Source organism: Kurthia sp. ISK08, from assembly GCF_046159805.1.
GTDB lineage: Bacteria > Bacillota > Bacilli > Bacillales_A > Planococcaceae > Kurthia > Kurthia gibsonii.
The window spans coordinates 1-21,412 of the sequence record NZ_JBJXHL010000005.1 but is presented as its reverse complement, the minus strand read 5'-3'; the positions used below and the strand labels follow the sequence as shown (position 1 = coordinate 21,412).

Genomic DNA, 21,412 nt, shown 5'->3' with positions numbered 1-21,412 from the left:
TTATAATTCTGTTGTCATTCCATAAATCATACCTGAAATATAAGGGATTAACCAAATAACCCACACAACGATACTAAATTTATGGAATTTCGCCATCATGTCTTCATTTTTCTTAACAAGAACGACTGTCGCCCAAATCGCATGGAATAACATTAACAAAATCGCAATTGTACCTGTAATACCATGGAAGCTAAAGATGAAGCCACTTGATGCCATACGTCCCATTAACGTAGTACCTACCGTGTCACATACTAAACCAAGCCAAAAAACAATTACATGCCAAGGTTTTAAAGTCTTTTGAATTTTTTCGGACCATACACCTACTGTATAAAAAATTAAGGCGGATGTGATAAAAATTACTGCTGTAATTAACATAGCTATCCCTCATTTCTTATGGAATGATGTTGCTAAAATTAAGAAGCATCTTTTGGCATATCTTTTTTACTCACTTCATCGTAAGAGGTAACTTCACCCTCTTTATTTACATAGAGCATTAAATACGCACCTTTTCGTAGTTGTTTATTTGCTGAAAATTCTAGTTCTTTATGTTTTCCATCTTCGTTTATAGCATCTACCTTATAACCATAACGAACCATCGTTTCACCATTATCGAGACGATCTTCTAATTTCTCACCATCTTGCGTAATTTGAATATAGTAACTCTCTTTATTAAATCGATTGAAATCTAGTGTTAACACCGCATAACTAGCACCTGCTAATATAACAATAATTCCCAAAAAGATAAATAAACCTTTTTTCATATCTATCCCTCATTTCTAATTGTTCTTTTTATAATATTTGTATAGGCTCTTACAGTGAATATATAGTAAATCGCATAAATTACACTATAAATCCCCATCCAAATACATACTGGTACAAAAATATTCATATTAAGCACACTTGAAATTGCTTTTAAAGCGACTGCACTATGAATCATACCAACAATTAATGGGACACTGAAAATCACACCGACTTGTGCGGCAATCGAATATTTCATATTCTTCATACTGATACCCATCTTGTGTAGAATCATAAACTGACCTTTATCTGCTTCTGCTTCCGTTAAAATTTTAAAATAAATAATACTGCCTGTTGCAAGTAAAAATACAAATCCTAAGAAACTACCTACAAATAAGATAATGCCGACACTCTCCATGTTCTGTTTCACATCAATCGGATAGCTAGAAAAACGTGCATCTTCTGGCATTTTATCTTGAATTTTCTTTGCCTCTACTACTGTCAAATTCGGTTCATTTACTGCATGAACTGTCATTTTCTCACTTGTATTTTGCAACTGTTTAAATACGTCTGGTGTCACAATTAATGTCGTATAGGCAATGGAACTGTTTAATACATTTTCTTTTGTAACATCTTTTAAACGTAATGATTGCTTCACTTTCATAGCATCTAATTGTTTATCTTTATAGTCAGGTGAATAGCGCTCATCGTAACTTGGGTCGATGATAATAGCTTCTTTTCCTGCTACTTCAACAGTCGGTTTATCTAATAAACGCGCCAATTGATTGTACGTATCTACTGCCATCACTGTATAATTTCTTTTTCCATAAGGACCAAAAGCATCTGATAACTCTTTCGCATCAAATTCTGTATAAAGAATTTTAAATGCTTCATCTTTTTGATTCAGTTTTGGTGTATTTTTTGTTTCAACATACATATACGTGAAGGGATCTGCTTGTTGAACTGTTGATTTTGTATTGTAATATAATCCAAAAACTGCTCCTCCTGCTGTAATCGTTGTAGCACTTAATACAGCAATAACAGTTAAAGTTTGCGCATTACCTCGAATACGATAGAGTAGCTGCGAAACAGTTAAAAGTCTTAAATTTTGCCAGATGAATCCTTCTGATTTTTTAATCATCTTTAAGCAATACCCAATGAAAGAATGGAAGATTAAATATGTCCCAATAATAACGCAAGCTAAAATAATAAGCGGTGCTGCAGCACTCAGATACTTCCACACTGGTGATGTCATCATATTAGCTAGTGCGATATAATAACCAACACCTACTAAACTAGCTCCAAGTAATGCCAACCAAACATTCGGCTTAGGTACTTTTTCTCCCTGTTTTTCTGCATGAAATAATTCAATCAATTGGAATCGATATACCACACGATAGCCTTGAATAGATGTAATTAAAAATAAGATAAGAAAAACACAAACTGTATTGATAACGGCGTCTATTGATAAGGTAAAATGCGCTACAGCTTCATAATCCATCATTTTTAATAACATCCATAAAAATAATTTAGAAGCTAAAAAACCAAAGAAGATACCAAAAATAAGAGATGTAATGCCTAATAATAAATTTTCAAAGAAGAGTAAAAAGCCAATTTGTCTTTTACGTACACCCAGTAGTGCGTATAATCCTACTTCTTTTTTTCTTTTTTTCATGAAAAAAGCATTTGAATAGAATATAAAAATTGTCACAAATACTAAGAGTACAACAGATGAACTCGACATAATGGAAGCAATCTTTTTAGAAGCTTCTACTTCTCCTGCAATCGTCTCGTTATACTTCATCGTCACGAACGTAAAGTAGATAGCGATACTAAAAATCATGGAGGCGATATACAGTCCATATTGTGATAAATTACGTCGAATATTTTTTCGTGCGAGACTAAATAATGTCATCCATCTCACCGCCCATACTGCCAACGGATGCTAAAATCTGCTGGAAAAATTGTTTACGTGTTTGTTGTTCACGATGTAATTCATGCGATAAGCGTCCATCTTTAATAAAGAGAATACGTCGACAAAAACTTGCTGCGAATGCGTCATGTGTTACCATCATAATCGTTGAACCTTTGTCTTCATTCAAGCGACTTAAACTCTCGAGTAAATCAATCGCTGACTTGGAATCGAGTGCCCCAGTTGGTTCATCTGCTAAAATCAATGCTGGTTGTGTAATTAATGCACGCGCGGCTGCTGTACGTTGTTTTTGCCCACCTGATATTTGATACGGATACTTTTCAAATAACGTCTCAATTCCAAATAAACGTGCAATCTCATCCACACGCTTTCGAATCTCAGCGGCTGGTACTTTTGAAATCGCTAAAGGTAATAAAATATTTTCACGAACTGTTAGAGAATCGAGTAAATTATAGTCTTGAAAGATAAATCCTAAATTTTCACGACGAAAATCGGCGAGTTGCTTCTCTTTTAACTCATGCAACTTTTGATTATTCATAAATATTTTGCCATTTGTTGGTGTATCAATTGTTGCTAATATATTTAAAAGCGTTGATTTACCAGCACCACTTGGTCCCATAATACCAACCATCTCACCTTGTTGGATTGTAAAATTAATATCCCGTAGTGCTGTAAACTGATTCGCTCCTTTTCCAAATGTCTTTTGTACATCTTGAATTTGCAAGATTGGATTCATTTCTTACACCTCTTTCTTTTTCTTACTTTCACTATACCTTCCCATCCTTACAATAAATGAAGCGCAACCTTACGAAATCCTTACAATTAAAAAAACAGTTGGTATAAAACCAACTGCTTCCTCCTTATTTTCTTGTCGTAAATAGATTTGCCGCTTCATCAAAGAAGAAACGACGTTTTCCTTTTCCAAAAATCACAAGCATGATATGAATGAAGATTACAATCGTCAAAATGAAGAAGATTATTGTAGAACCAAGTGCTAAAAACACAGATGCCTCATAGTATGGCGAGTTCATCGTCACATGAATATTATCAAGTGTTCCTGCGATCACGCCTACAAAATAAGCAACATAGATGGCAATAAAACGCTTAATTAAGCGTGAAATCGTCGTCTTTTTCGATAACTTACTTGAATAACGGAAGCGCATAACAGCCGTTCCCAATGTTCGACCATTCCAAATAATTGGAATCAATACGAGGAATACAATGAGTAATAGTGTCGTCACGATAAAGCTCGTTACTTCATTATGCTTTGTGAACACCATAATCCACTGACGTGATAAATCTACTAAGAATAAATCAATCAAAATGGCAAGTAGCACAGACATTGGTTTCACTTCATCTTTTTCAACTAAATAAGCGGCTCTTTCCTCAATTGTTTTCTTCGATGGGAATACAGCAAGAACAGCTGGCGCGATAAAGTAACCAATCACACCACCAAATGTATTCATCATTAAATCATCCACATCGAATAAACGATACGCACAATTATAAATACCATAAATACCTGTTAATTGCGTGATTTCAAAGAATAATGTTGTACAAAATAAGACGATTGTTGCTTTCCACCAGTATGCTTTTTCAACTAAGTAATAGCGTAAATACACACCTAAAGGTAACAACAATAAGAAATTGAAGAAGGTTTGATAAAATGCTGGTTGTTTAAATAATAAGACATACGTTGCTGGATTTTTAATATCTAACCAATTTCCCTTGAGTGTATCCTCTATAAATTTAAAAGGAATTAATGAATAGTGCTGTGTATTAGGTGCTTGCATCGCACAAGTATCGCGTGTTGCTGGTAGTGGTAAAATCACTAAAAAAAATGCAGCTAAACTATAAAATATAAATGAGAACGAAATAACTAGAACCGATAGTGGTAAATATCCATATTTTCGATATGTATAGATTAACCACGGAATCCAGATTGCTACTGCTACAATTCCAAAAACAATCGCTGCTGTTAAGATGGGCATAGAATACGCCATCATTTGACATCCCTCCCCTTTCTTTCAAACGCTTTCTTCTTCTCTGAAGTTGCTTTTCCCTTTTTTATTTAGAAAAAATCAAATCTATTCGAATAAAAATAAGAAACAGCTGAATTCTACTGTTTCTTATATAGTCTAATTTATTATTCTCCTGCTAGAATATGCTCTTTACAAAATGCTAAAATTTCTTCTTCTTCATCTTCTTCAAGCGCAAACTCTAAGTAGCTTTGATCACGTTTAGCAATTAAAAAGTACGTCACAATCGCATATGCATCTTCTTTTTTAGAAACGATGACGCGTGCATCAATTCCGCCTTCTTGGAATAATTCATCTTCTTCATCAATATCTAACTCTAATAGAAATTCGTAACGTTCACCTTCAATAATATTGGTTGGGTCTAAAATTTCTTCCATCATATACGATAAAATATTCAATCTAGTTCGCTCCTTCAATGTTTCATCTATGTTAATGATAGCGTAATTTTTCAATTAGTAAAGTCACGCGCTAAAGAAAAGTAGGAATCGTTCAATGAAACGATTCCTACTGATGCTCAGTTAATAAATAGCTAAGCATTTCTTAGGTATGACTCTAACAAACAATATGTAGAGTTTGAAAGCACCAATTGGCTGAACAAGACCAATATTATGGGAGGGTGCTCTCAATATAGTCGAACGATCACCGCATACAGCATTGGAGTTCCATACGCAGTGATTTCCCCATTAACAAATGTATTACTTTTTGACGTCTCTCCAAGTAATAAACTGAGTTTTTTTACATTTATTAACAGGTCTTTATACAATTACCCACATTACAATGTTTTAAACCTCTTCCGATATTATATTTACATATTATTTTAAGTAATACCAATTAGAATCCATATTCATTTTATCCAAACAATAATGCCAGTCATTTAAACGTAATTTATAAGTGAATGCGGCTGATTGTCGGTAGTTTACTTGTTCTGAACCTGCGTAAAAATGATCCCATTCATTATTCTTTTGATAACGTTCTAATTTACTTCCTTGTTGAACTTTCTTTTTAAATTCTTCAAAAGCATATGGAATCACTTCTTCAAAAATAGCTGAAATGCCTTTATGATCGAGCGTTTCACACATCGTACGCGTCCAATAACGCACAACTTCTTCATCTAACGGTGCATACCGTGCCTGTTCACGGTTATATAGATGCTCTTGTGCCTCTTTATGTCGTTGATTTAAATCTTCTATTTTGTACGCATAAAAAGAATCAAAAATTGTTGCGAGCTTTTCTTTAAAATGGAGCGATAAATCTTCTTTTGTCAGTGCCACTTGAAATTTAATCGCAAATAAACCGAGTTCTATTCCTAACTGTTCCTCACTAACAGCTGTTGATTTTTGTGGAATGAGCCATTTTTGAGCAGATTGATAAATCGTCGCTGCTACACACAAATCTGCTTCACTATATAAATCAGCTGGCATGATTGTACATTGTGTATAGAGCTTAGACACCATTAACCGAAGAACATCCCCCATAAAATAGGAATCGCGTAGTAACCATTCTTCATTCGTACCTTGAATTTCCGCGTAATCTGGTTCCATTTGAATAAACTCATTATATTGATGTACTTTACGTAAAAATAATTCTGCAATCGATTTTTGCATAACTTGTGATTCATTCGGTATATCATTACGCTCAAAAAATTTACCAACTGAGCGCGTATAAACCGCTGCCATACGCTCAAAACAACGTTTAAAAATCGTTTCTAGTTCTTGAATTTGCTGTGTGCGTTCTTCACCTACATAATCACGCTTCACACGTTCATGATACACAACATATTCAGAAGCTAGAAAATCAATATATTCTGAAATCTCATCTAACTTTGATAAAGATAATCCTTCTTTTGCACTCACATTGTATTCAACCATCTTCCAAAATATTTCTTTTGGCAAGCCATTTTGTTGAAGTTGTTCAATCGAACTTTGACTCGTAGACATTCTTTTTTCAGGTGAGAAATACTGTGGTAATCGATTCTTTGCATCTTGTATGTAGTGCGCTTTCATCTGTTCAATCTTTTCACTTTTTATCTGACAAACTTGTGCATGTTGATCTTCCATATCATTGTCCTTCCTCCCATAAAGAAACTAAAGCATCGTACAAGCAAGTTTCTATTTTTCCCTTTATACTAACTATATTACTTTAAAAAGGTGGCTTTTTCTATGAATCTCATCGTTATTGGTGGAGGAATTGGTGGTTTATGTACTGCCTACGCACTTCAACAACAAGGCTTAGATGTTCACGTATATGATGCAGCTTCATCTTTTAAACCGATTGGTGCTGGAATTGGGATTGGTTCAAATGCGATGCAAGCTCTTGTTAAATTAGGTATTGGTGAAGCCATTCAACAAAATGGAACGATTTTAAAAACACAATTATTTTTAAATAAAAAAGGAACCCTTTTAAATTCCATCGACTTTAGTTCATTCCAAAAACGTTTTGGACAATCGAATATCACAATCCAACGTGCCGACTTACATCAAGCACTCTATGATCAATTGCTTCCACATACACTTCATCTGCACAAACGTTGCATTCAAGTAGAGCAGTTAGAAGATGGTTGTATCGTTCATTTTGAAGATGGAACAACCGTTACATGCGATTATGTCATTGCAGCAGATGGACTTCATTCGCCCATTCGTCAACAATATGTACTAAATAGTAAACCACGTTATGCTGGTTATATGTGCTGGCGTGGTGTCGCAAAAGCAGGTGATCTTGTACAACCACATACATCTGTGGAGATATGGGATTCAATCGGACGATTTGGTTATGCACCAATTAAAGATGGACAGGTATATTGGTTTGCGTGCGTCAATGCGCGTGAGCAAGATCCTTTTTTACACCATCTCGAAAAAGAACAGATTGCTTATTTATTCAAAGACTTCCCACAGCCTGTAGCTGAACTCATTCGTCAAACGGACCAAGAGCTCATTCTAACGCATGATCTATATGATTTAAAACCGATTCAGACCTATCATTTTAATCGCTGTATTTTACTTGGAGATGCTGCACATGCGACTACGCCAAATATGGGACAAGGTGCTGGACAGGCGATTGAAGATGCACTCGTATTCTCACAAGCACTACACGACTTTAAAGATTTTCAACAAGCCGCTACGTACTACAATCAAAAACGACACGCTAAAACAAAAAAAGTAACAACTTTATCTCGTAAGATTGGCTGGGCAGCTCAGTGGGAGAATCCATTACTTACGAAAAGTCGTGATTTTGTATTCCCATTCATCCCTTCAGCCTTATTATTAAAAAGACTCGATTTTTTATTCAAAGATTAAAACATAAATTACTTTAAGTAGTGGGGCAAGATTTACAACAGGACGTTGCGTTCTTTTCTTGCCTACCTCTATTCGTTTTTCGAAGCGGAAATTGATCTGAATGAACAAATCCCTTATGATTTTGAAAAATCATAAGGGATTTGCCATGTTGAAAATACTTTTGTCTCAGTCTCTTTTCTATTTTATGCTCGTGTTAATCAGATAAACTATAGCTCAATTTCATCTTCTTCGTTCCTGCCAGCACCATATTACCAAGTAATTTATTCGTCTCATCAAAAGCGATTTTTGCATAGCGCTCATTCACTGCTTCTAAATAGCTGTGTAAATCATCTTGTAATTCTACTTCTTCATCTGCATTTTGTTGTAAATTACGACAAGCAGCGACTACTTTTTGTTCATATGCACTGTGCATGTCATGGTACAATCCGAAATTCGTATCACCTAGTAACGCAATTGTATGACTTAACCAGTGCATCTTCGTAATATCAAAATCTTCCTCTGTATCACGATAACAGGCAGGTGTATCCGTCACATTCGCATAGAATGGCACCATCGCATTGAATGTATTTGGACCAAATGCCAGCCAGTGAATTCCTGCGATATGCGCTGGTACATCATTACGAATTTGCAGAATATGACTCTCTTGATTACGATTCAAACCGATTGTACGGAATAATTCGCGGTCTTTCGCTTCGCCCTCACCATACGGGTCATACGGTGTATTTTCAAAATGCGAACTTAACGCCCACTTCACATCTTCAACTGAAATTTTACGATTTGCATAACAGATAAATGGTAAATTCTGTTCAGTTGGTTCATATTCTAGCTCAGGATTAAATTGTTTTTGAATATACCAAGCGCGCGGATTATTATAACGCGTGTCTTTTACCGTCGCACTTCCAAAAATATGACGTAAATTTGTTCCTTCAAAATCAGGATTCAAATGATGTTTTTCAATGAATTCCTTCAATCCTGTTGAACAAAGTGTATCATCTGACGCAAAGTCAAAATGCGTAATATTAAAACGGTTTGGAGCGATAACATAGGCATCATCTGGAATACGAATAGCCGCCCAGTGATGTCCTCCAATTGTCTCCATATACCAAATCTCATCTGCATCTGAAAAAGCAACCCCATTCGATTCATATGTTCCATATTCTTCTAAAATAGCACCTAAACGTTCGACACCTTCTCTTGCAGAATAAATATAAGGCAATACAATTGTCAGCATATCTTCTTCACCAATTCCATCTTCAACAAGTGGGTCGGCTCCTAATACACGTGAATTCGTTGTAATGGTTTCTGTCGCTGTCATCGCAACATTCTCGCTATTAATACCTGACTCTCCCCAAATACCGAACCCTTCCATCGCATCAGGTGTTGCAGTATAACGTAACGGATTTTCTGGTAATTGCATTTCAAATGCACTTTGAACCGATGTATAGTACGTCGGTTGGTCCTCTGGATTCATGACAATAAATCGTTGTGGATTTTTATTAGCTGTCCCACTATCTTCATTACGTGCAATCATCGTAGAACCATCTATACTCGCTTTTTTCCCAACTAGCATCGTTGTGCATGAACCAAATTTTCTTTTTTTCATCGTATCACCCTTCTTTTTCATCTTCGTCTAAAATTATAGCATGACGCAAAAAACACCCTATACAAAAGGTATACCCTTTCCTCTTGTATAGGGTGTTTTTATGCTTCTAACAGTTTTAAAATTTTCGTGTAACCTAATTTTTCAGCATGTTCAATCGGAGTTACACCATCACGATCTGCGATATCCGGACTTGCACCGTAACGTAAAAGCAATTGTACTGTTTTGACATATTTATCTGTGCCATCCCCTAAAATAATTGCTTCTAAAAGAGCTGTCCAACCAAGATTATTCACATGGTTCACATCACTCGCTGTATTTTTTAATAACCATTCCAATGTTTCCAAGTGTGCTCTCTCACTCGCAGGAATAATCCCAATACCACCATAACGATTCACGACTTTCACATCGCCTTTTGAACCCATCAGCTTTAAAATTTCTAAATAGCCTTCTGCCGCGGCGTAAAGAAAAGGTGAATTTAAACGATCGTCTCGCTTGTTCACATCTGCCCCTTGTTCAATTAAAAAAGCAGCTGTTTTTTCATCTCGATTGTATGTGGCAATCATGAGCGCTGTACGCCCACGTTCATTCACTTGATTAATTGGGAACTCTAATTTCAATAAGTGCTTTAATGCATAGATGTCACTTTCTTGTACTGCACGAAACCAACGTTCTTTTTCTGTTTCTGGCTGCGGTTCTTTTGCACTTGCACTCATAAAAGCACCGCTAATTGACTGTTTAATAAATGATACAAATCCTTGCTTGTCCATTTGCATCACGCCCCCTTACTAATAAGCAATTCCTACTCGTTTATGTGTGAATAAATGTTCACGTAAAGCTTCAAAAGCTAAGTCTGCTGTGTCATAAATAGAAATTCGACGTCCATCAAGCGGCAAATAATCTTTTTCATATCGATATACACCTACACGCGGCTCACTCACTAATGCAGTCGGACAAATAATCGTCCAATCAAGCCCACTTTCTGCCAAAGCACGATACACTTTCTCATGTTCACCTGCAGCGAACTTAACTCGCTGGCGTGATTCACTTGATAAATAGCGTAGTTTCCCTGGTTCCACTCGACTTTCTACAATACCAGCCGTCCCTATAGTGACGATACGATCAATCTTTTTGTTCTCCATTACCTCAATAATATGTGCAATTGATTGTGAGAGCGTTGTTGTACCGTCTGTATTTAAGCCCGAGAATACCGCATCACAACCATCAATTGTTTGATTTACATCCTCTATATTTGTTACATCCCCACGTATAATTGTTAAGTTTGCGTGAGGTGTTACATCTCGCCCTTTACGAACGAGCGCTTGTACTTCATATCCTTCATCTAAGGCATGTTGCATAAAAATAGAACCTACTCGCCCTGTCGCACCGAATATAGCTATTTTCATTTTTTCTCCTCCTGCTGTTTTGGTATGAATTTTTTTAAAGCATCTTCACCTGACTGTTCTGCAAGCGGTACACCTGAACGATAAGCAGCACGACAAATGAGATGTCCTGCTACAGGCGCTGTTAAAAAGACAAAGACAATTCCAAGTAATAAACGAACGCTCACTTCACCTTCATGTGCAAAAAAGTAAAGGAAGGCTCCTACAAGAGCTAACATAACGGCAAGTGTTGAACTCTTTGTTGCCGCATGTGAACGTGTATAAACATCAGGCATTCGAAGTAAACCAAAAGCACTCACCAAGCTCATCATACTAGCAAATAAAAGGACGAAAGCAGCAATCCATTCACCGATCTGATTTATGTTCAATGATGACTCCCCTCTCTAAAAACTTACTAAAAGCAATTGTACCAATGAAAGAAAGAATTCCTAAGATTAAGATTACTTCTAAATAAGCTTTTGTTTCAAATACAATGGAGACGATAGCTATCATTGATAGCAGATTAACCCCAATTGTATCTAAGGCAACGATGCGATCTGGCATCGAAGGCCCTTTTACTACACGATAAAACGAAATAACGATAGTTAGCGCAAAAAAGACGAGCGCCACTTTCAAAATGAGTGTAATCACGTACGTGTCACCTCCATAATTGCCTGTTCAAATCGACTCATAGAACGAAGTACATCTACTTTTGATTGTTCTATATCCATCGCATGAATATAAAAAGTATGTCCATCTTCTGTAATTTCCATGACGACAGAGCCAGGGGTTAGTGTTAATAACAAAGCAAGTGTTGTAATCTCTAAATCACTTTGAAGTGCTGTTTCATAAGTGAAAATCCCCGGTGTAATATTCATTTTAGGACTGCAAATTTGCTTTAAAACAACCGCACTTGAAACAATCAGTTCTTTTAAAAATAAGAATAATAATTTTATAATAGACCAGACTTTTTTTATGTAAAAAGACTGTCCAAAAAATCGATGCATTAAATACATTACGAGTAATCCAATCAAATACCCTGTAAAAAATGTTGTTAAATTCACGCTATCCTCATCTTTTAAAAGCATCCATAGAACCGCTATCACCATGTTTAAAAATAATTGAAATAACATGTTAGCCCCCCTCTGGATATAAAACGGCTTGAATATAAACCGATGGATTTGTTAATACATGTGCAGCATCTTTCACAAATGGCGCTGCTACTTCTGCACCTACCCCTAAACCAATTGTACAAATCATAAGCAAAATCATCGCCAACATCATACTAAATGGAATACACTTTTTCATTTGATGACTTGCCATAGACTCACCAAAAATTGATTTTAAAAAGACGCGTAATAGTGAGTACAACATCACAATACTTGATAAAAAACCGAGTAATAAAGTAATGTACATACCTTCGTCAACTAATCCAATACCAAGTAGCATCTTACCGATAAAACCACTAAATGGAGGAATTCCAGCAAGTGATAACATCATCAGGAAAAAAAGCCAACCAAAGAGTGGAAAGTGATGAATCAATCCTTTAATTTCATCAAAACGAATACGTCCTGTTATATAAATCATCGTACCAATCATTAAAAATAAGAGAGCTTTCACAATAAAATCATGCATAAAATAATAAATAGCGCCCTCCAGTGCCTCTGTTTGATTCGCATACAAACCGAGTAAGACAAAGCCTACACCGATGACCACGTTGTAGCCAACAATTTGACGTAAATCGCGGTAACCTATCGCACCAAAGCTTCCAAGTATGATGGTTGCACAAGCTAATATACCGATTAATGTATGCGTGATATTTTCTTGTACAGTAAAAATTAATGTGAATGTGCGGAATAATGCGTAGATGCCTACCTTCGTTAATAAGGCACCGAACAATGCTGCAATGGCTGTTTCAGGAACACGATACGATCCTGGTAACCAATAAAATAGAAAGAGTCCTGCTTTTAATGCAAATACAATTAAGAAAATAAGTGCAACCGTTGTTAAAACAGGTCCTTGATGGATTTGATGTACACGCTCAGCTAGATGTGCCATATTCAATGTACCAAGCGTACCGTAGATCATCGCAAGTCCTACTAAAAAGAGCCATGAAGCAAAAATATTAATGATGACATACTTTAAGGACTCTCTTAAACGCTCTTTCCCACCACCAAGTGTAATCAATACATATGAAGCTAATAACATTACTTCAAAACAGACAAATAAGTTAAATAAATCCCCTGTTAAAAATGAACCATTCACTCCGGCAATCATGAACAGCATTAATGGATAAGCAAAGTTTTTCGCATAATCCTCTGTTAAAGTTGAAAAAGCGTATAGAAAGCAACATAATGCCACAATACTTGCGGTTAAAACGAGCAACATCGCAAATGAATCCGCCACGAATGTGATACCAAAGGGTGCTTCCCAACCACCAAAGTATAATGTTTGAATACCTTGTTCTTTTACCGTCACGAGAAGAAAAATATTCGTAACAATGAGCAGCAGCATCGCAAATAAGACACCAATTTTTTGTAATTTAATATACGTACGGAAAAAAATTAAAATGACTGCTACACATAACGGAATAAGCATGGGCATGATAACTAAATTATTCATATTCATCGCCCCTTAACTTTTCTACATTATCTGTCTTATTCGTCGCATAAACACGGTAAGCTAGTACTAATAAGAATGCTGTTACAGCAAAGCTAATCACAATTGCGGTTAGAATTAACGCTTGAGGTAGTGCATCTGTATAGGGTCCTGGCTTTTCTTTTAGTAAAGGAACGTCCCCCTTTTTCACTTCTCCAATTGTTAAAATTAATAAATGAACAGCGTGTGATAATAAGGCCGTTCCTAAAATAATACGGATTAGATTTTTTGAAAGGAGAAGATAAGTGGCCACTGCTACAAAAATACCGATTAAACAAACCATGAGTGTCTCCATAAATTAATCATCTCTCCCTTCACTAATACTTAAAATAATTGTCATCACGACACCTACGACTGTTAGTGCAACACCGAGTTCAAACAACATGACTGTCGCAATTTCCTTTTCTCCAATTAAGGGGAAATGTACTGACATCGAACTCATATTCAAAAAGGGTTTCCCAAATAAAGTTGGCACGATCCCAGTTGTTATCGCTAACGCCACACCAATTGCTGCAACGATTTTAAAATCAATCGGCAACCCATTCTTAACTTTTTCAGTATCATACGTGATATACAGTAGTATGGCAGCAGAAGCTAATACTAAACCTGCTACAAAGCCGCCGCCTGGTGTATAGTGACCTGCAAAGAATAGATAGATAGCAATTGTTAAAATAATAAAGATAACAAATTGTACAACCGTTTTTAAAATAACATCATTAATCTTCATATTTCTTCTGCCCCTTTCTTGCTCTAAACTTAATGAGTGTATACACACCTAAGCCTGCAATGAGAAGCACGACAACCTCTAACATCGTATCAAAAGCTCGGAAGTCACCTAAAATTGTATTAACAATATTTGCACCACCAGCTAATTCATAGGCATTTTCAAAAAATCCTGAAATGGTTTTGAACTCACTATAATTCAATACAGTAAATGAGATGGCCATAACAAGCGCACCAGCTGCAAGAGAAATCAGCAAATTCATCGACTTTGTTGCTTTTGGCTTTTGTTCCTTCGACCATTCAGGTAAATAAGCAAAACTTAATAAAAACAATACCGTTGTCACTGATTCAACAACGAGTTGTGTAAGTGCCAAATCAGGTGCTCTAAAGACAACAAATAACATCGCGACACCTAAACCAAGAACACCATTTGATACAACTGCTGTCAGTCTTGATTTCGCGAATAGCAAGAAGATAGCTGCTCCTGCCATAACAATCATCAATAAAATCTCAAACCATTCCACAGGTGCTTGATCTTCTAAATCAATTGCGAAAATATGACTTTGAATAAAGTAACCACCTACAATGAGAATAAAAAATACATAAATATACATTAAATAGTGACGAACTGACCCCGTCATATATAAATCTGTTACGAATTTTCCGACAATCTCAGCTTCTTCCAGCAACTGATTATATAAATAATTAAGTGTCCATTTTTCAGGAAGACGATTATATAGGCGCTTCCATTTTGGCCATGCCAGATACAAGATAATCCCGAATACAATAACACCTATTGTCATAAAGAGCGCTGTATTGAATCCATGCCATGCCGCAATTGTAGGCGTCATCTGCTCAAATGGTTGTACTGTTGGGTAAACACTTTGCATCGCACTACCAATTACGAATTTCCCAAGAATATTTGGGAAGAAGAAGATGAAGATAATCGATACAGCTAAAATAATAGGTGAAATCAGCATGCCAATCGGCGCTTCATGAATTTTACGATCTGTCGGTAGCTTGTCTGCTGAACCGAAGAATGTTTTAAAGACTAAAATAAAGCAATAAACAAATGTGAAAACACTTGCAACCCAAGCGATTACAGGGAATAAAACAATCCAACTATGCACATTCATCTCTTGAATAGCTAGTGTCGCTTCAAAAAACATCTCTTTACTGAGGAAACCATTAAATAATGGTAAACCTGCCATTGAGAACCCACCAATTAAAGCAATTGAAAACGTAATGGGCATAATCGTTATGAGACCACCTAATCGTCGTAAATCACGTGTTCCGACCTCATGATCTAAAATACCAACCATCATAAATAAAGCACCCTTAAATGTGGAATGGTTAACTAGATGAAAGAGTGCAGCAAACGTTGCTTGTGTATAGATAACGTCCGTTATTTCTCCTGTTGTGGCATATACAACGGAACCCATTCCAAGCAAACTCATAATTAACCCAAGTTGGCTAACCGTTGAAAAAGCGAGAAGTGCTTTTAAATCGTTCTGTTTAACAGCATTAAAAGAACCCCAGAATAATGTAATAAGTCCAACAATACTCACAATCCAAAACCATGAAAGATTGTATGCAAAAATTGGTGTAAAGCGCGCCACAATATAAATACCGGCTTTCACCATCGTAGCTGAATGTAGATAAGCACTAACAGGCGTAGGTGCTTCCATCGCATCAGGTAACCAAATGTGGAATGGAAACTGAGCAGATTTTGTAAATGCGCCAAGTAATACAAAAAGCATGGCTAAGTATAGTGATCTATTTAAATTTTCGATTGAAATCGTAGAGATGATTGTGCGGATACTATAGCTGTCCATTTCATGTGCGAGAATTAAAAAACCCATCAGCATGATGATGCCGCCTGTGACTGTAATCAACATGGATTTTTGTGCGCCACGACGTGAAGCTTTTCGATGATGCCAAAAAGCGATTAGTAAGAATGAGGCAATGCTTGTAAGCTCCCAAAAGAAGTACAACATAATAAGATGATCTGAAAAGACAACGCCTAACATGGCGGTCATAAATAATAGTAAGTAGCAATAAAACTTGTGTAATGCTTCTTTTTTTGAAAGATAAAATATGGAGTATAAAATAACGAGTGCACCAATCCCTGTGATGAGTAATGCAAAAAGCATACTCAAACCGTCTAAATATGTAGTAAACGTCAAATTGTAAGACGGAATCCATCGCCATGAATGAGAGATTGTATCGCCTGATGCGATTTGTGGAAGAAAGCGTAGTAACGCAATAAAAAGTATAAAAGGTACTGCTAAAGCAACCCACCCTAAATGAAACTTACGAATTCTTGTGTGGAAAATAGGAATGAGGATTGCCATGAAGAAGGGTAATAAAATAGCCCATTTTGTAATCAAATAAATATCCCTCCATCGCTAATATATGCTGTTTTTTTGAATTACTTGATTATTGGTTGCAGATTCACCATAATAAGGAGTTGAATCAGCAAATAAAAACGTTTCGTCTTTTTGGAATTAACTGTATAATGTGTTATAAATAAAATAGTAAGGAAAAATTCTATTTTAAACACATTTATATGTAAATTATACATGAAATAAGCATTTCTTTCATGTATGAAGCGTTATCTACTACTGAAAATTTATGACTTAAAAGGACAGGTGATTTTATTTGAAATTCCATGGACGTATGGACGAAAGCATACTAGTATGTGTATATTACGGACCAAATGGCGAACGTTTAATTCGTCGTGGACATAAAATTGCTACAATGCTTGATTGCCCTTTATATGTACTGAACATCAGTCGTCAATCTCGAGAAGAATTTGACTCATCACAAGAAGCTGACCTTTTACATTGGCAAAATCTAGCTGTAGAATTTGAGATTGATGATTTAATTTTAAAAACAAATGAAGATCGTCCCATTCAACAAGTCATTGCAGAAGTTTGTAATGACCTGAATATTACACAAGTAATTATCGGACAAACTGCACAAAGTCGCTGGGAAGAAATTACGAAAGGCTCATTTATTAATCAATTGCTAAAAGCATTACCTTTCGTTGACATCCATGTTGTATCTGTTGATCGACAAATCCACGTAGAAGATCACCTTTATGAGAAAGCGATTCGCGCTTATCTAGTGGATGATGAAGGTGTCTATCGTATTTATTTCGATTTACCTGATAAGTTCATCTGTGAAGGACTTTTTTATAAAGAGCTAAGTACAGATTTTGATAACGGTCGCTTTAAATTTATGTACAAAGGTAAAACGTATGAAATTGAAGTAGATGATGGTTATATACATGATGAACGTATTATTAAAGAATTAAATATGTAAGTAATAAAGGAGGAAGCCCATATTGAGCTCCCTCCTTCATTATTTATGGCTTAATTAATCGATCAATTTCATGTAAGTGCGGAATTGCAGTAATTGCACCTGCTCTTGTAGCAGTTAAAGCACCTAATTGATTTGAAAAGAAAACATAATCATATGCTTCTTTTTCCGTTTTCGGTAAACCATATAAGTGAATCGAACGTAAAATACCTGACATGAAGGCATCACCTGCACCAGTCGTATCCACACAATTTATCTCAATTGAAGGTACATGTTGTACATTTCCATTGAATACAACATATGTCCCTTTTTCACCAACTGTAATCATTAACATCTTTAAATCATATTTTGCTAATGCTTTAATTCCGTCTTCAATCGTTTTAGTTTGTGTAATGAAAAATAGTTCTTCATCTGCTAATTTCATTACATTTACATACGGTAAAAACTCACTAATCGTTTGTAAACACTTTTCAGGACTTTCCCAACGTAATGGACGAATATTCGCATCCATCGCAATTAAACAATTTTTCTCGATTGCCTTTTTTACTGCTGCACGTGTCGTTTCAAGCGCTGTCTCTTGAAACATCGTATTTGAGCAAAAACTAAAAACTGAAGCACGTTCAAAAGCACGATCATCTAAATGAGTTGGATCGACTTGAATGTCTGGTGTCTCATCTGAATAATTCGTAAAAATACGATCATAATCTTCTGTCAGATGTACTTCTACACCTGTTACACGTTTTTCTGGAATAATTTGCGCATACTCTGTGTTAACCCCTTCATTTTTTAACTCATTGCGTACAAATTGAGAAGTTTCATCGTCCCCTGTTACTGTAATAATTGCAGAAGGTGCACCAATTCGACTAACTCCAGCTGCGACATTAATCGTTGTGCCTCCTAAATATTTTGTAAACGTTGTATTCGTTACATCATCTGCAATGTAATCTACAAAAGCATCCCCGTAAATCAAGACGAAATCTCTAGTTGGTTGTAACATGTATTAAGCTCCTTCATAAAATATCTTCCTTCTATCGTACCATGAAGTCTGACAACACAAAAGTATCTTTTAAGACTTATTTATTTCGAAATACCCTTTTTTTATACTTTATGAAACAAATCTGTTATAATGGCGAGTGTACAAAGGAGTTTGATAACAATGGAGATCAAAGTTAGACAAGCGCAGATAAAAGATGGTTCAAAGGTTGCGCCACTTATTGTAGATGCTATTGGCGAGATTGCTAATCGTATCACAGGAGAGGAGACACCTGAAGCAGTCATTGAAGGGCTGATTGAACTGTTTGAGCGTGAGGATAACCGAAACTCTTACCTCAACACATACGTTGCCGAGTGTAATGGTGAAGTGGCAGGTATGATGGTCGTGTATGGTGGTGATCAAGCCGTATCACTCGATGCGCAACTTGAAAAGTGGTTAGCTGCTAAAAACGCACCTGTTCAGACAATCGAAGTAGAAGCAAACCCAGATGAATTTTATATTGATACTGTTTGTGTCGACCCTCAATTTAGAGGTCAAGGAATTGGCACAATCTTATTAAAATATGCGGAAACGTTATGTAAAGAACAGGGTTACCCAAAATTATCGTTAAGTGTCGAGTTACAAAAAAAACGTGCACGTCACTTATATGAAAAAATAGGTTATGTGTATTCAGAACCTTGGATGATTATTGGTGAAGAGTTCGACCATATGGTAAAAGTAGTTCAATAATTTTAAAAGAGGCGACACTGATATGTGTTTCCTCTTTTTATTTATTCAAATCGAATACCTTGTGATAAATCACTTAATCGACGCTCATCTAAAATAATAAGATGTCGTTTTTCACGTTTAATAACACCTTCTTCAACCAATTTTTTAACAACTCGATTCAAATGTCGGTGTGAAGTACCTAATAAATCTGCAATCTCTGCAATCCGCATGGTCTGTAGTTCCTGTCCGAAGTTATTATCCGGATCTGAGCTAACAGTCGATAATAGAAAGCTTGCAAAACGACTTTCGACAGACTCTAATAAATTCACACGTGTCGCAACTGTATTCGTTTGTAACTTATAACTAATATGCTGCAATAACTGTTGTAAAAATAAAGGATTTTGCATTTCATACTGTTTTATATAGTCAAAAGGCAATGTCATAATAATACTGTCAATAACTGCTGTAACTTGTGACTGTACTGGAACCTGACGAATTAATTCTAAGTCACCTAAAACGGTCAAAGGATGGTTAAAACGAAGTAAAAGGAACTTCCCCGTATGTAAGCTAGAAGTGACCTTTACACGTCCTGCTACAAGATAATACAAAGAGGTTAGTTCCTCTCCTTCACTCATTAAATTTTCTCCTTCTGCTACTTCAAATATTTTAAATGGTACATTCTCAATGTTCGTAAATATTTGTTCAAATCGATGTAATCGAATGTATTGTTCTAAAATTTGAGGGTCTTCAATTAATTTCATACAAAACCTCTTTTTCTGGACATATGTCCTATATTATTATTTTTTCTCTTGATACACTATTAAAAGAATTAAATAGGAGTTGGCATGATGAATAAGAAGTTATTATTCCCCTTACTAATTGTAATTGCTTCTAGCAGTTATGGTATTTTATCTACAATTATTAAGGTCGCGATGGCACATGGATTCACGACAGCAGAAGCTGTACAGAGTCAATATGCGATCGGTTTTTTATTAGCGTTTATTCTCTTTATTATAACGCAACGTTCTCTCCCTAAGCTATCCGCAAAGGGATTGCTCATTATATGCTGTGCAGGTCTTTTCACAGGGATTACAGGGATTGTGTATGGTAAGTCCATTCATTATCTACCTGCTTCCCTTGCTGTAGTTATGTTATTCCAATTTACATGGATTGGCTTATTCTTAGATTGTCTAATTCATAAGCGTTTACCAAAGCGTATTGAATTATTTAGTCTAGTCTTTTTAATTGGAGGCACAATATTAGCAGCTGGTGTTTTAGATGTTGATTTATCTGGACTTAGTTGGAAAGGCTGGCTATTTGGTTTTGCAGCTGCATTTAGCTTTGCTTGCTTTATGCAATTCAATTCCAAACATGTAGAAGGTGTTACAACTATCTCACGCATGACGATTATGGCTCTAATTGCATTGGTTGTAGTATCATTTTTCCAAGCACCAGAAGTTATGTGGAATGGCACATTATTCACGTCGAGCTTATTATATTTTGGATTAGCACTTGGATTTTTCGGGATTATCTTACCGATTATTCTATTCACAATCGCAGTACCAAAAGTGGGTGGTGGAACTGCATCTATACTAAGTGCAACCGAACTACCAGTAGCGATTATGGCTTCTGTTATTGTTTTAAATGAGAGTTTATCTGCTTTACAAATTGTAGGGATTATTCTTGTATTAGTTGGTATGACGTTACCGACTCTTCTAGAAAATAGAAAGCATAAACTAAATACAAACTAAACAAAGACCCCGGCATTTTACATGTCGGGGTCTTTGTTTAGTTAATACAAGAGGACGAATTCTCTACTATATTACAAGTAAGGGCCTGAATGTGATACGGATTGCCATTACCTTGTACATGGAGGTAGATGGATCGCCTTTGCGACAGGACGTCGCGTTTTTTGGCAATCTGGATGTCGTGCTCTTTGGCAGTCCTCCTTGAATCTTTTCAAGGGTTTCCCCCTTTTGAAACACAAAAAAATAACCACTCAGACGAGTGATTATTTTAG

Annotated in this window: 23 protein-coding genes; 4 read left to right on the top strand and 19 right to left on the bottom strand. The window is 36.0% G+C overall.

Features of this window, described 5'->3' with window-relative positions; translation table 11 throughout:
- From ACKVQX_RS10185 to ACKVQX_RS10155, 7 genes are all read right to left on the bottom strand, one after another.
- Entirely contained in the window at positions 1–375 is a 375-nt protein-coding gene (locus ACKVQX_RS10185; RefSeq protein WP_068456596.1) for an HsmA family protein, read from the bottom strand.
- A gap of 38 nt (positions 376–413) precedes the next feature.
- Positions 414–761 (bottom strand): YxeA family protein, encoded by a 348-nt coding sequence (locus ACKVQX_RS10180; protein WP_087680977.1) that lies wholly within the window; start codon positions 759–761, stop codon positions 414–416.
- Positions 762–763: 2 nt separating this feature from the next.
- Entirely contained in the window at positions 764–2,653 is a 1,890-nt protein-coding gene (locus ACKVQX_RS10175) for an ABC transporter permease (protein ID WP_409136279.1), read from the bottom strand.
- Positions 2,640–3,407 carry an ABC transporter ATP-binding protein gene (locus ACKVQX_RS10170; RefSeq protein WP_409136278.1) on the bottom strand — a complete coding sequence of 256 codons (768 nt, stop codon included), beginning with the start codon at positions 3,405–3,407 and terminating at the stop codon, positions 2,640–2,642. The genes ACKVQX_RS10175 and ACKVQX_RS10170 overlap by 14 nt, the downstream gene beginning before the upstream one ends.
- Before the next feature lie 124 nt (positions 3,408–3,531).
- On the bottom strand, positions 3,532–4,677 hold the full coding sequence (locus tag ACKVQX_RS10165) for a VanZ family protein (RefSeq protein ID WP_068456609.1): 1,146 nt from the start codon (positions 4,675–4,677) through the stop codon (positions 3,532–3,534).
- A gap of 140 nt (positions 4,678–4,817) precedes the next feature.
- Positions 4,818–5,108: a DUF6509 family protein gene (locus tag ACKVQX_RS10160; protein WP_068456613.1), complete on the bottom strand. Its 291-nt coding sequence runs from the start codon at positions 5,106–5,108 to the stop codon at positions 4,818–4,820.
- Between the two features lie 414 nt (positions 5,109–5,522).
- The gene (locus tag ACKVQX_RS10155) at positions 5,523–6,767 is read right to left on the bottom strand and encodes a hypothetical protein (protein ID WP_368634318.1); all 1,245 of its coding nucleotides are present in this window, start codon (positions 6,765–6,767) and stop codon (positions 5,523–5,525) included.
- A gap of 102 nt (positions 6,768–6,869) precedes the next feature.
- Here ACKVQX_RS10155 and ACKVQX_RS10150 point away from each other — a divergent pair, with 102 nt between their 5' ends.
- Positions 6,870–8,003 (top strand): FAD-dependent oxidoreductase, encoded by a 1,134-nt coding sequence (locus tag ACKVQX_RS10150; protein ID WP_409136277.1) that lies wholly within the window; start codon positions 6,870–6,872, stop codon positions 8,001–8,003.
- Positions 8,004–8,196: 193 nt separating this feature from the next.
- Here ACKVQX_RS10150 and ACKVQX_RS10145 read toward each other — a convergent pair whose 3' ends face one another.
- The 10 genes from ACKVQX_RS10145 to ACKVQX_RS10100 form a co-directional block, all read right to left on the bottom strand.
- Positions 8,197–9,606, bottom strand: a complete 1,410-nt coding sequence (locus ACKVQX_RS10145) for a C69 family dipeptidase (protein WP_409136276.1) — start codon at positions 9,604–9,606, stop codon at positions 8,197–8,199.
- 98 nt (positions 9,607–9,704) lie between these two features.
- On the bottom strand, positions 9,705–10,373 hold the full coding sequence (locus tag ACKVQX_RS10140; RefSeq protein WP_082701491.1) for an ankyrin repeat domain-containing protein: 669 nt from the start codon (positions 10,371–10,373) through the stop codon (positions 9,705–9,707).
- Positions 10,374–10,391: 18 nt separating this feature from the next.
- Complete coding sequence (locus ACKVQX_RS10135; protein WP_338838445.1) at positions 10,392–11,009, bottom strand: NAD(P)H-binding protein; 618 nt, start codon at positions 11,007–11,009, stop codon at positions 10,392–10,394.
- On the bottom strand, positions 11,006–11,374 hold the full coding sequence (locus ACKVQX_RS10130) for a Na+/H+ antiporter subunit G (protein WP_068456630.1): 369 nt from the start codon (positions 11,372–11,374) through the stop codon (positions 11,006–11,008). Before ACKVQX_RS10130 ends, ACKVQX_RS10135 begins: the two co-directional genes overlap by 4 nt.
- Positions 11,352–11,636 carry a Na(+)/H(+) antiporter subunit F1 gene (locus ACKVQX_RS10125; protein ID WP_325943513.1) on the bottom strand — a complete coding sequence of 95 codons (285 nt, stop codon included), beginning with the start codon at positions 11,634–11,636 and terminating at the stop codon, positions 11,352–11,354. The genes ACKVQX_RS10130 and ACKVQX_RS10125 overlap by 23 nt, the downstream gene beginning before the upstream one ends.
- Positions 11,633–12,118: a Na+/H+ antiporter subunit E gene (locus ACKVQX_RS10120; RefSeq protein ID WP_068456639.1), complete on the bottom strand. Its 486-nt coding sequence runs from the start codon at positions 12,116–12,118 to the stop codon at positions 11,633–11,635. The genes ACKVQX_RS10125 and ACKVQX_RS10120 overlap by 4 nt, the downstream gene beginning before the upstream one ends.
- A gap of 1 nt (position 12,119) precedes the next feature.
- Positions 12,120–13,607: a Na+/H+ antiporter subunit D gene (locus tag ACKVQX_RS10115; RefSeq protein ID WP_068456641.1), complete on the bottom strand. Its 1,488-nt coding sequence runs from the start codon at positions 13,605–13,607 to the stop codon at positions 12,120–12,122.
- Positions 13,600–13,938 (bottom strand): Na(+)/H(+) antiporter subunit C, encoded by a 339-nt coding sequence (locus ACKVQX_RS10110; RefSeq protein WP_068456644.1) that lies wholly within the window; start codon positions 13,936–13,938, stop codon positions 13,600–13,602. The genes ACKVQX_RS10115 and ACKVQX_RS10110 overlap by 8 nt, the downstream gene beginning before the upstream one ends.
- A gap of 3 nt (positions 13,939–13,941) precedes the next feature.
- Positions 13,942–14,370, bottom strand: a complete 429-nt coding sequence (locus ACKVQX_RS10105; RefSeq protein WP_409136275.1) for a Na(+)/H(+) antiporter subunit B — start codon at positions 14,368–14,370, stop codon at positions 13,942–13,944.
- The gene (locus ACKVQX_RS10100; RefSeq protein ID WP_068456652.1) at positions 14,360–16,756 is read right to left on the bottom strand and encodes a Na+/H+ antiporter subunit A; all 2,397 of its coding nucleotides are present in this window, start codon (positions 16,754–16,756) and stop codon (positions 14,360–14,362) included. Before ACKVQX_RS10100 ends, ACKVQX_RS10105 begins: the two co-directional genes overlap by 11 nt.
- A gap of 271 nt (positions 16,757–17,027) precedes the next feature.
- Between ACKVQX_RS10100 and ACKVQX_RS10095 the strand changes: the two genes are divergently transcribed.
- Entirely contained in the window at positions 17,028–17,693 is a 666-nt protein-coding gene (locus tag ACKVQX_RS10095; RefSeq protein ID WP_231726961.1) for a histidine kinase, read from the top strand.
- A 43-nt stretch (positions 17,694–17,736) separates the two neighbouring features.
- On the opposite strand, the gene ACKVQX_RS10090 is transcribed toward ACKVQX_RS10095, so the two are convergent.
- On the bottom strand, positions 17,737–18,687 hold the full coding sequence (locus ACKVQX_RS10090) for a carbohydrate kinase (RefSeq protein WP_087680987.1): 951 nt from the start codon (positions 18,685–18,687) through the stop codon (positions 17,737–17,739).
- Between the two features lie 159 nt (positions 18,688–18,846).
- On the opposite strand from ACKVQX_RS10090, the gene ACKVQX_RS10085 reads away from it, so the two are divergent.
- Positions 18,847–19,413 carry a GNAT family N-acetyltransferase gene (locus ACKVQX_RS10085; RefSeq protein WP_068456658.1) on the top strand — a complete coding sequence of 189 codons (567 nt, stop codon included), beginning with the start codon at positions 18,847–18,849 and terminating at the stop codon, positions 19,411–19,413.
- Positions 19,414–19,454: 41 nt separating this feature from the next.
- On the opposite strand, the gene ACKVQX_RS10080 is transcribed toward ACKVQX_RS10085, so the two are convergent.
- Positions 19,455–20,153, bottom strand: a complete 699-nt coding sequence (locus ACKVQX_RS10080) for a Crp/Fnr family transcriptional regulator (RefSeq protein WP_068456661.1) — start codon at positions 20,151–20,153, stop codon at positions 19,455–19,457.
- Positions 20,154–20,240: 87 nt separating this feature from the next.
- Between ACKVQX_RS10080 and ACKVQX_RS10075 the strand changes: the two genes are divergently transcribed.
- The gene (locus ACKVQX_RS10075; RefSeq protein ID WP_409136274.1) at positions 20,241–21,143 is read left to right on the top strand and encodes an EamA family transporter; all 903 of its coding nucleotides are present in this window, start codon (positions 20,241–20,243) and stop codon (positions 21,141–21,143) included.
- The last annotated feature ends 269 nt before the right edge of the window (positions 21,144–21,412 follow it).

Coding starts and splice junctions, on each gene's coding strand:
- ACKVQX_RS10145 (WP_409136276.1), bottom strand. CDS start 9,606: ATGAAAAAAAGAAAATTTGGTTCATGCACAACGATGCTAGTTGGGAAA.
- ACKVQX_RS10110 (WP_068456644.1), bottom strand. CDS start 13,938: ATGGAGACACTCATGGTTTGTTTAATCGGTATTTTTGTAGCAGTGGCC.
- ACKVQX_RS10140 (WP_082701491.1), bottom strand. CDS start 10,373: ATGGACAAGCAAGGATTTGTATCATTTATTAAACAGTCAATTAGCGGT.
- ACKVQX_RS10085 (WP_068456658.1), top strand. CDS start 18,847: ATGGAGATCAAAGTTAGACAAGCGCAGATAAAAGATGGTTCAAAGGTT.
- ACKVQX_RS10105 (WP_409136275.1), bottom strand. CDS start 14,370: ATGAAGATTAATGATGTTATTTTAAAAACGGTTGTACAATTTGTTATC.
- ACKVQX_RS10135 (WP_338838445.1), bottom strand. CDS start 11,009: ATGAAAATAGCTATATTCGGTGCGACAGGGCGAGTAGGTTCTATTTTT.
- ACKVQX_RS10185 (WP_068456596.1), bottom strand. CDS start 375: ATGTTAATTACAGCAGTAATTTTTATCACATCCGCCTTAATTTTTTAT.
- ACKVQX_RS10080 (WP_068456661.1), bottom strand. CDS start 20,153: ATGAAATTAATTGAAGACCCTCAAATTTTAGAACAATACATTCGATTA.
- ACKVQX_RS10155 (WP_368634318.1), bottom strand. CDS start 6,767: ATGGAAGATCAACATGCACAAGTTTGTCAGATAAAAAGTGAAAAGATT.
- ACKVQX_RS10075 (WP_409136274.1), top strand. CDS start 20,241: ATGAATAAGAAGTTATTATTCCCCTTACTAATTGTAATTGCTTCTAGC.
- ACKVQX_RS10165 (WP_068456609.1), bottom strand. CDS start 4,677: ATGATGGCGTATTCTATGCCCATCTTAACAGCAGCGATTGTTTTTGGA.
- ACKVQX_RS10150 (WP_409136277.1), top strand. CDS start 6,870: ATGAATCTCATCGTTATTGGTGGAGGAATTGGTGGTTTATGTACTGCC.
- ACKVQX_RS10090 (WP_087680987.1), bottom strand. CDS start 18,687: ATGTTACAACCAACTAGAGATTTCGTCTTGATTTACGGGGATGCTTTT.
- ACKVQX_RS10170 (WP_409136278.1), bottom strand. CDS start 3,407: ATGAATCCAATCTTGCAAATTCAAGATGTACAAAAGACATTTGGAAAA.
- ACKVQX_RS10180 (WP_087680977.1), bottom strand. CDS start 761: ATGAAAAAAGGTTTATTTATCTTTTTGGGAATTATTGTTATATTAGCA.
- ACKVQX_RS10120 (WP_068456639.1), bottom strand. CDS start 12,118: ATGTTATTTCAATTATTTTTAAACATGGTGATAGCGGTTCTATGGATG.
- ACKVQX_RS10175 (WP_409136279.1), bottom strand. CDS start 2,653: ATGACATTATTTAGTCTCGCACGAAAAAATATTCGACGTAATTTATCA.
- ACKVQX_RS10115 (WP_068456641.1), bottom strand. CDS start 13,607: ATGAATAATTTAGTTATCATGCCCATGCTTATTCCGTTATGTGTAGCA.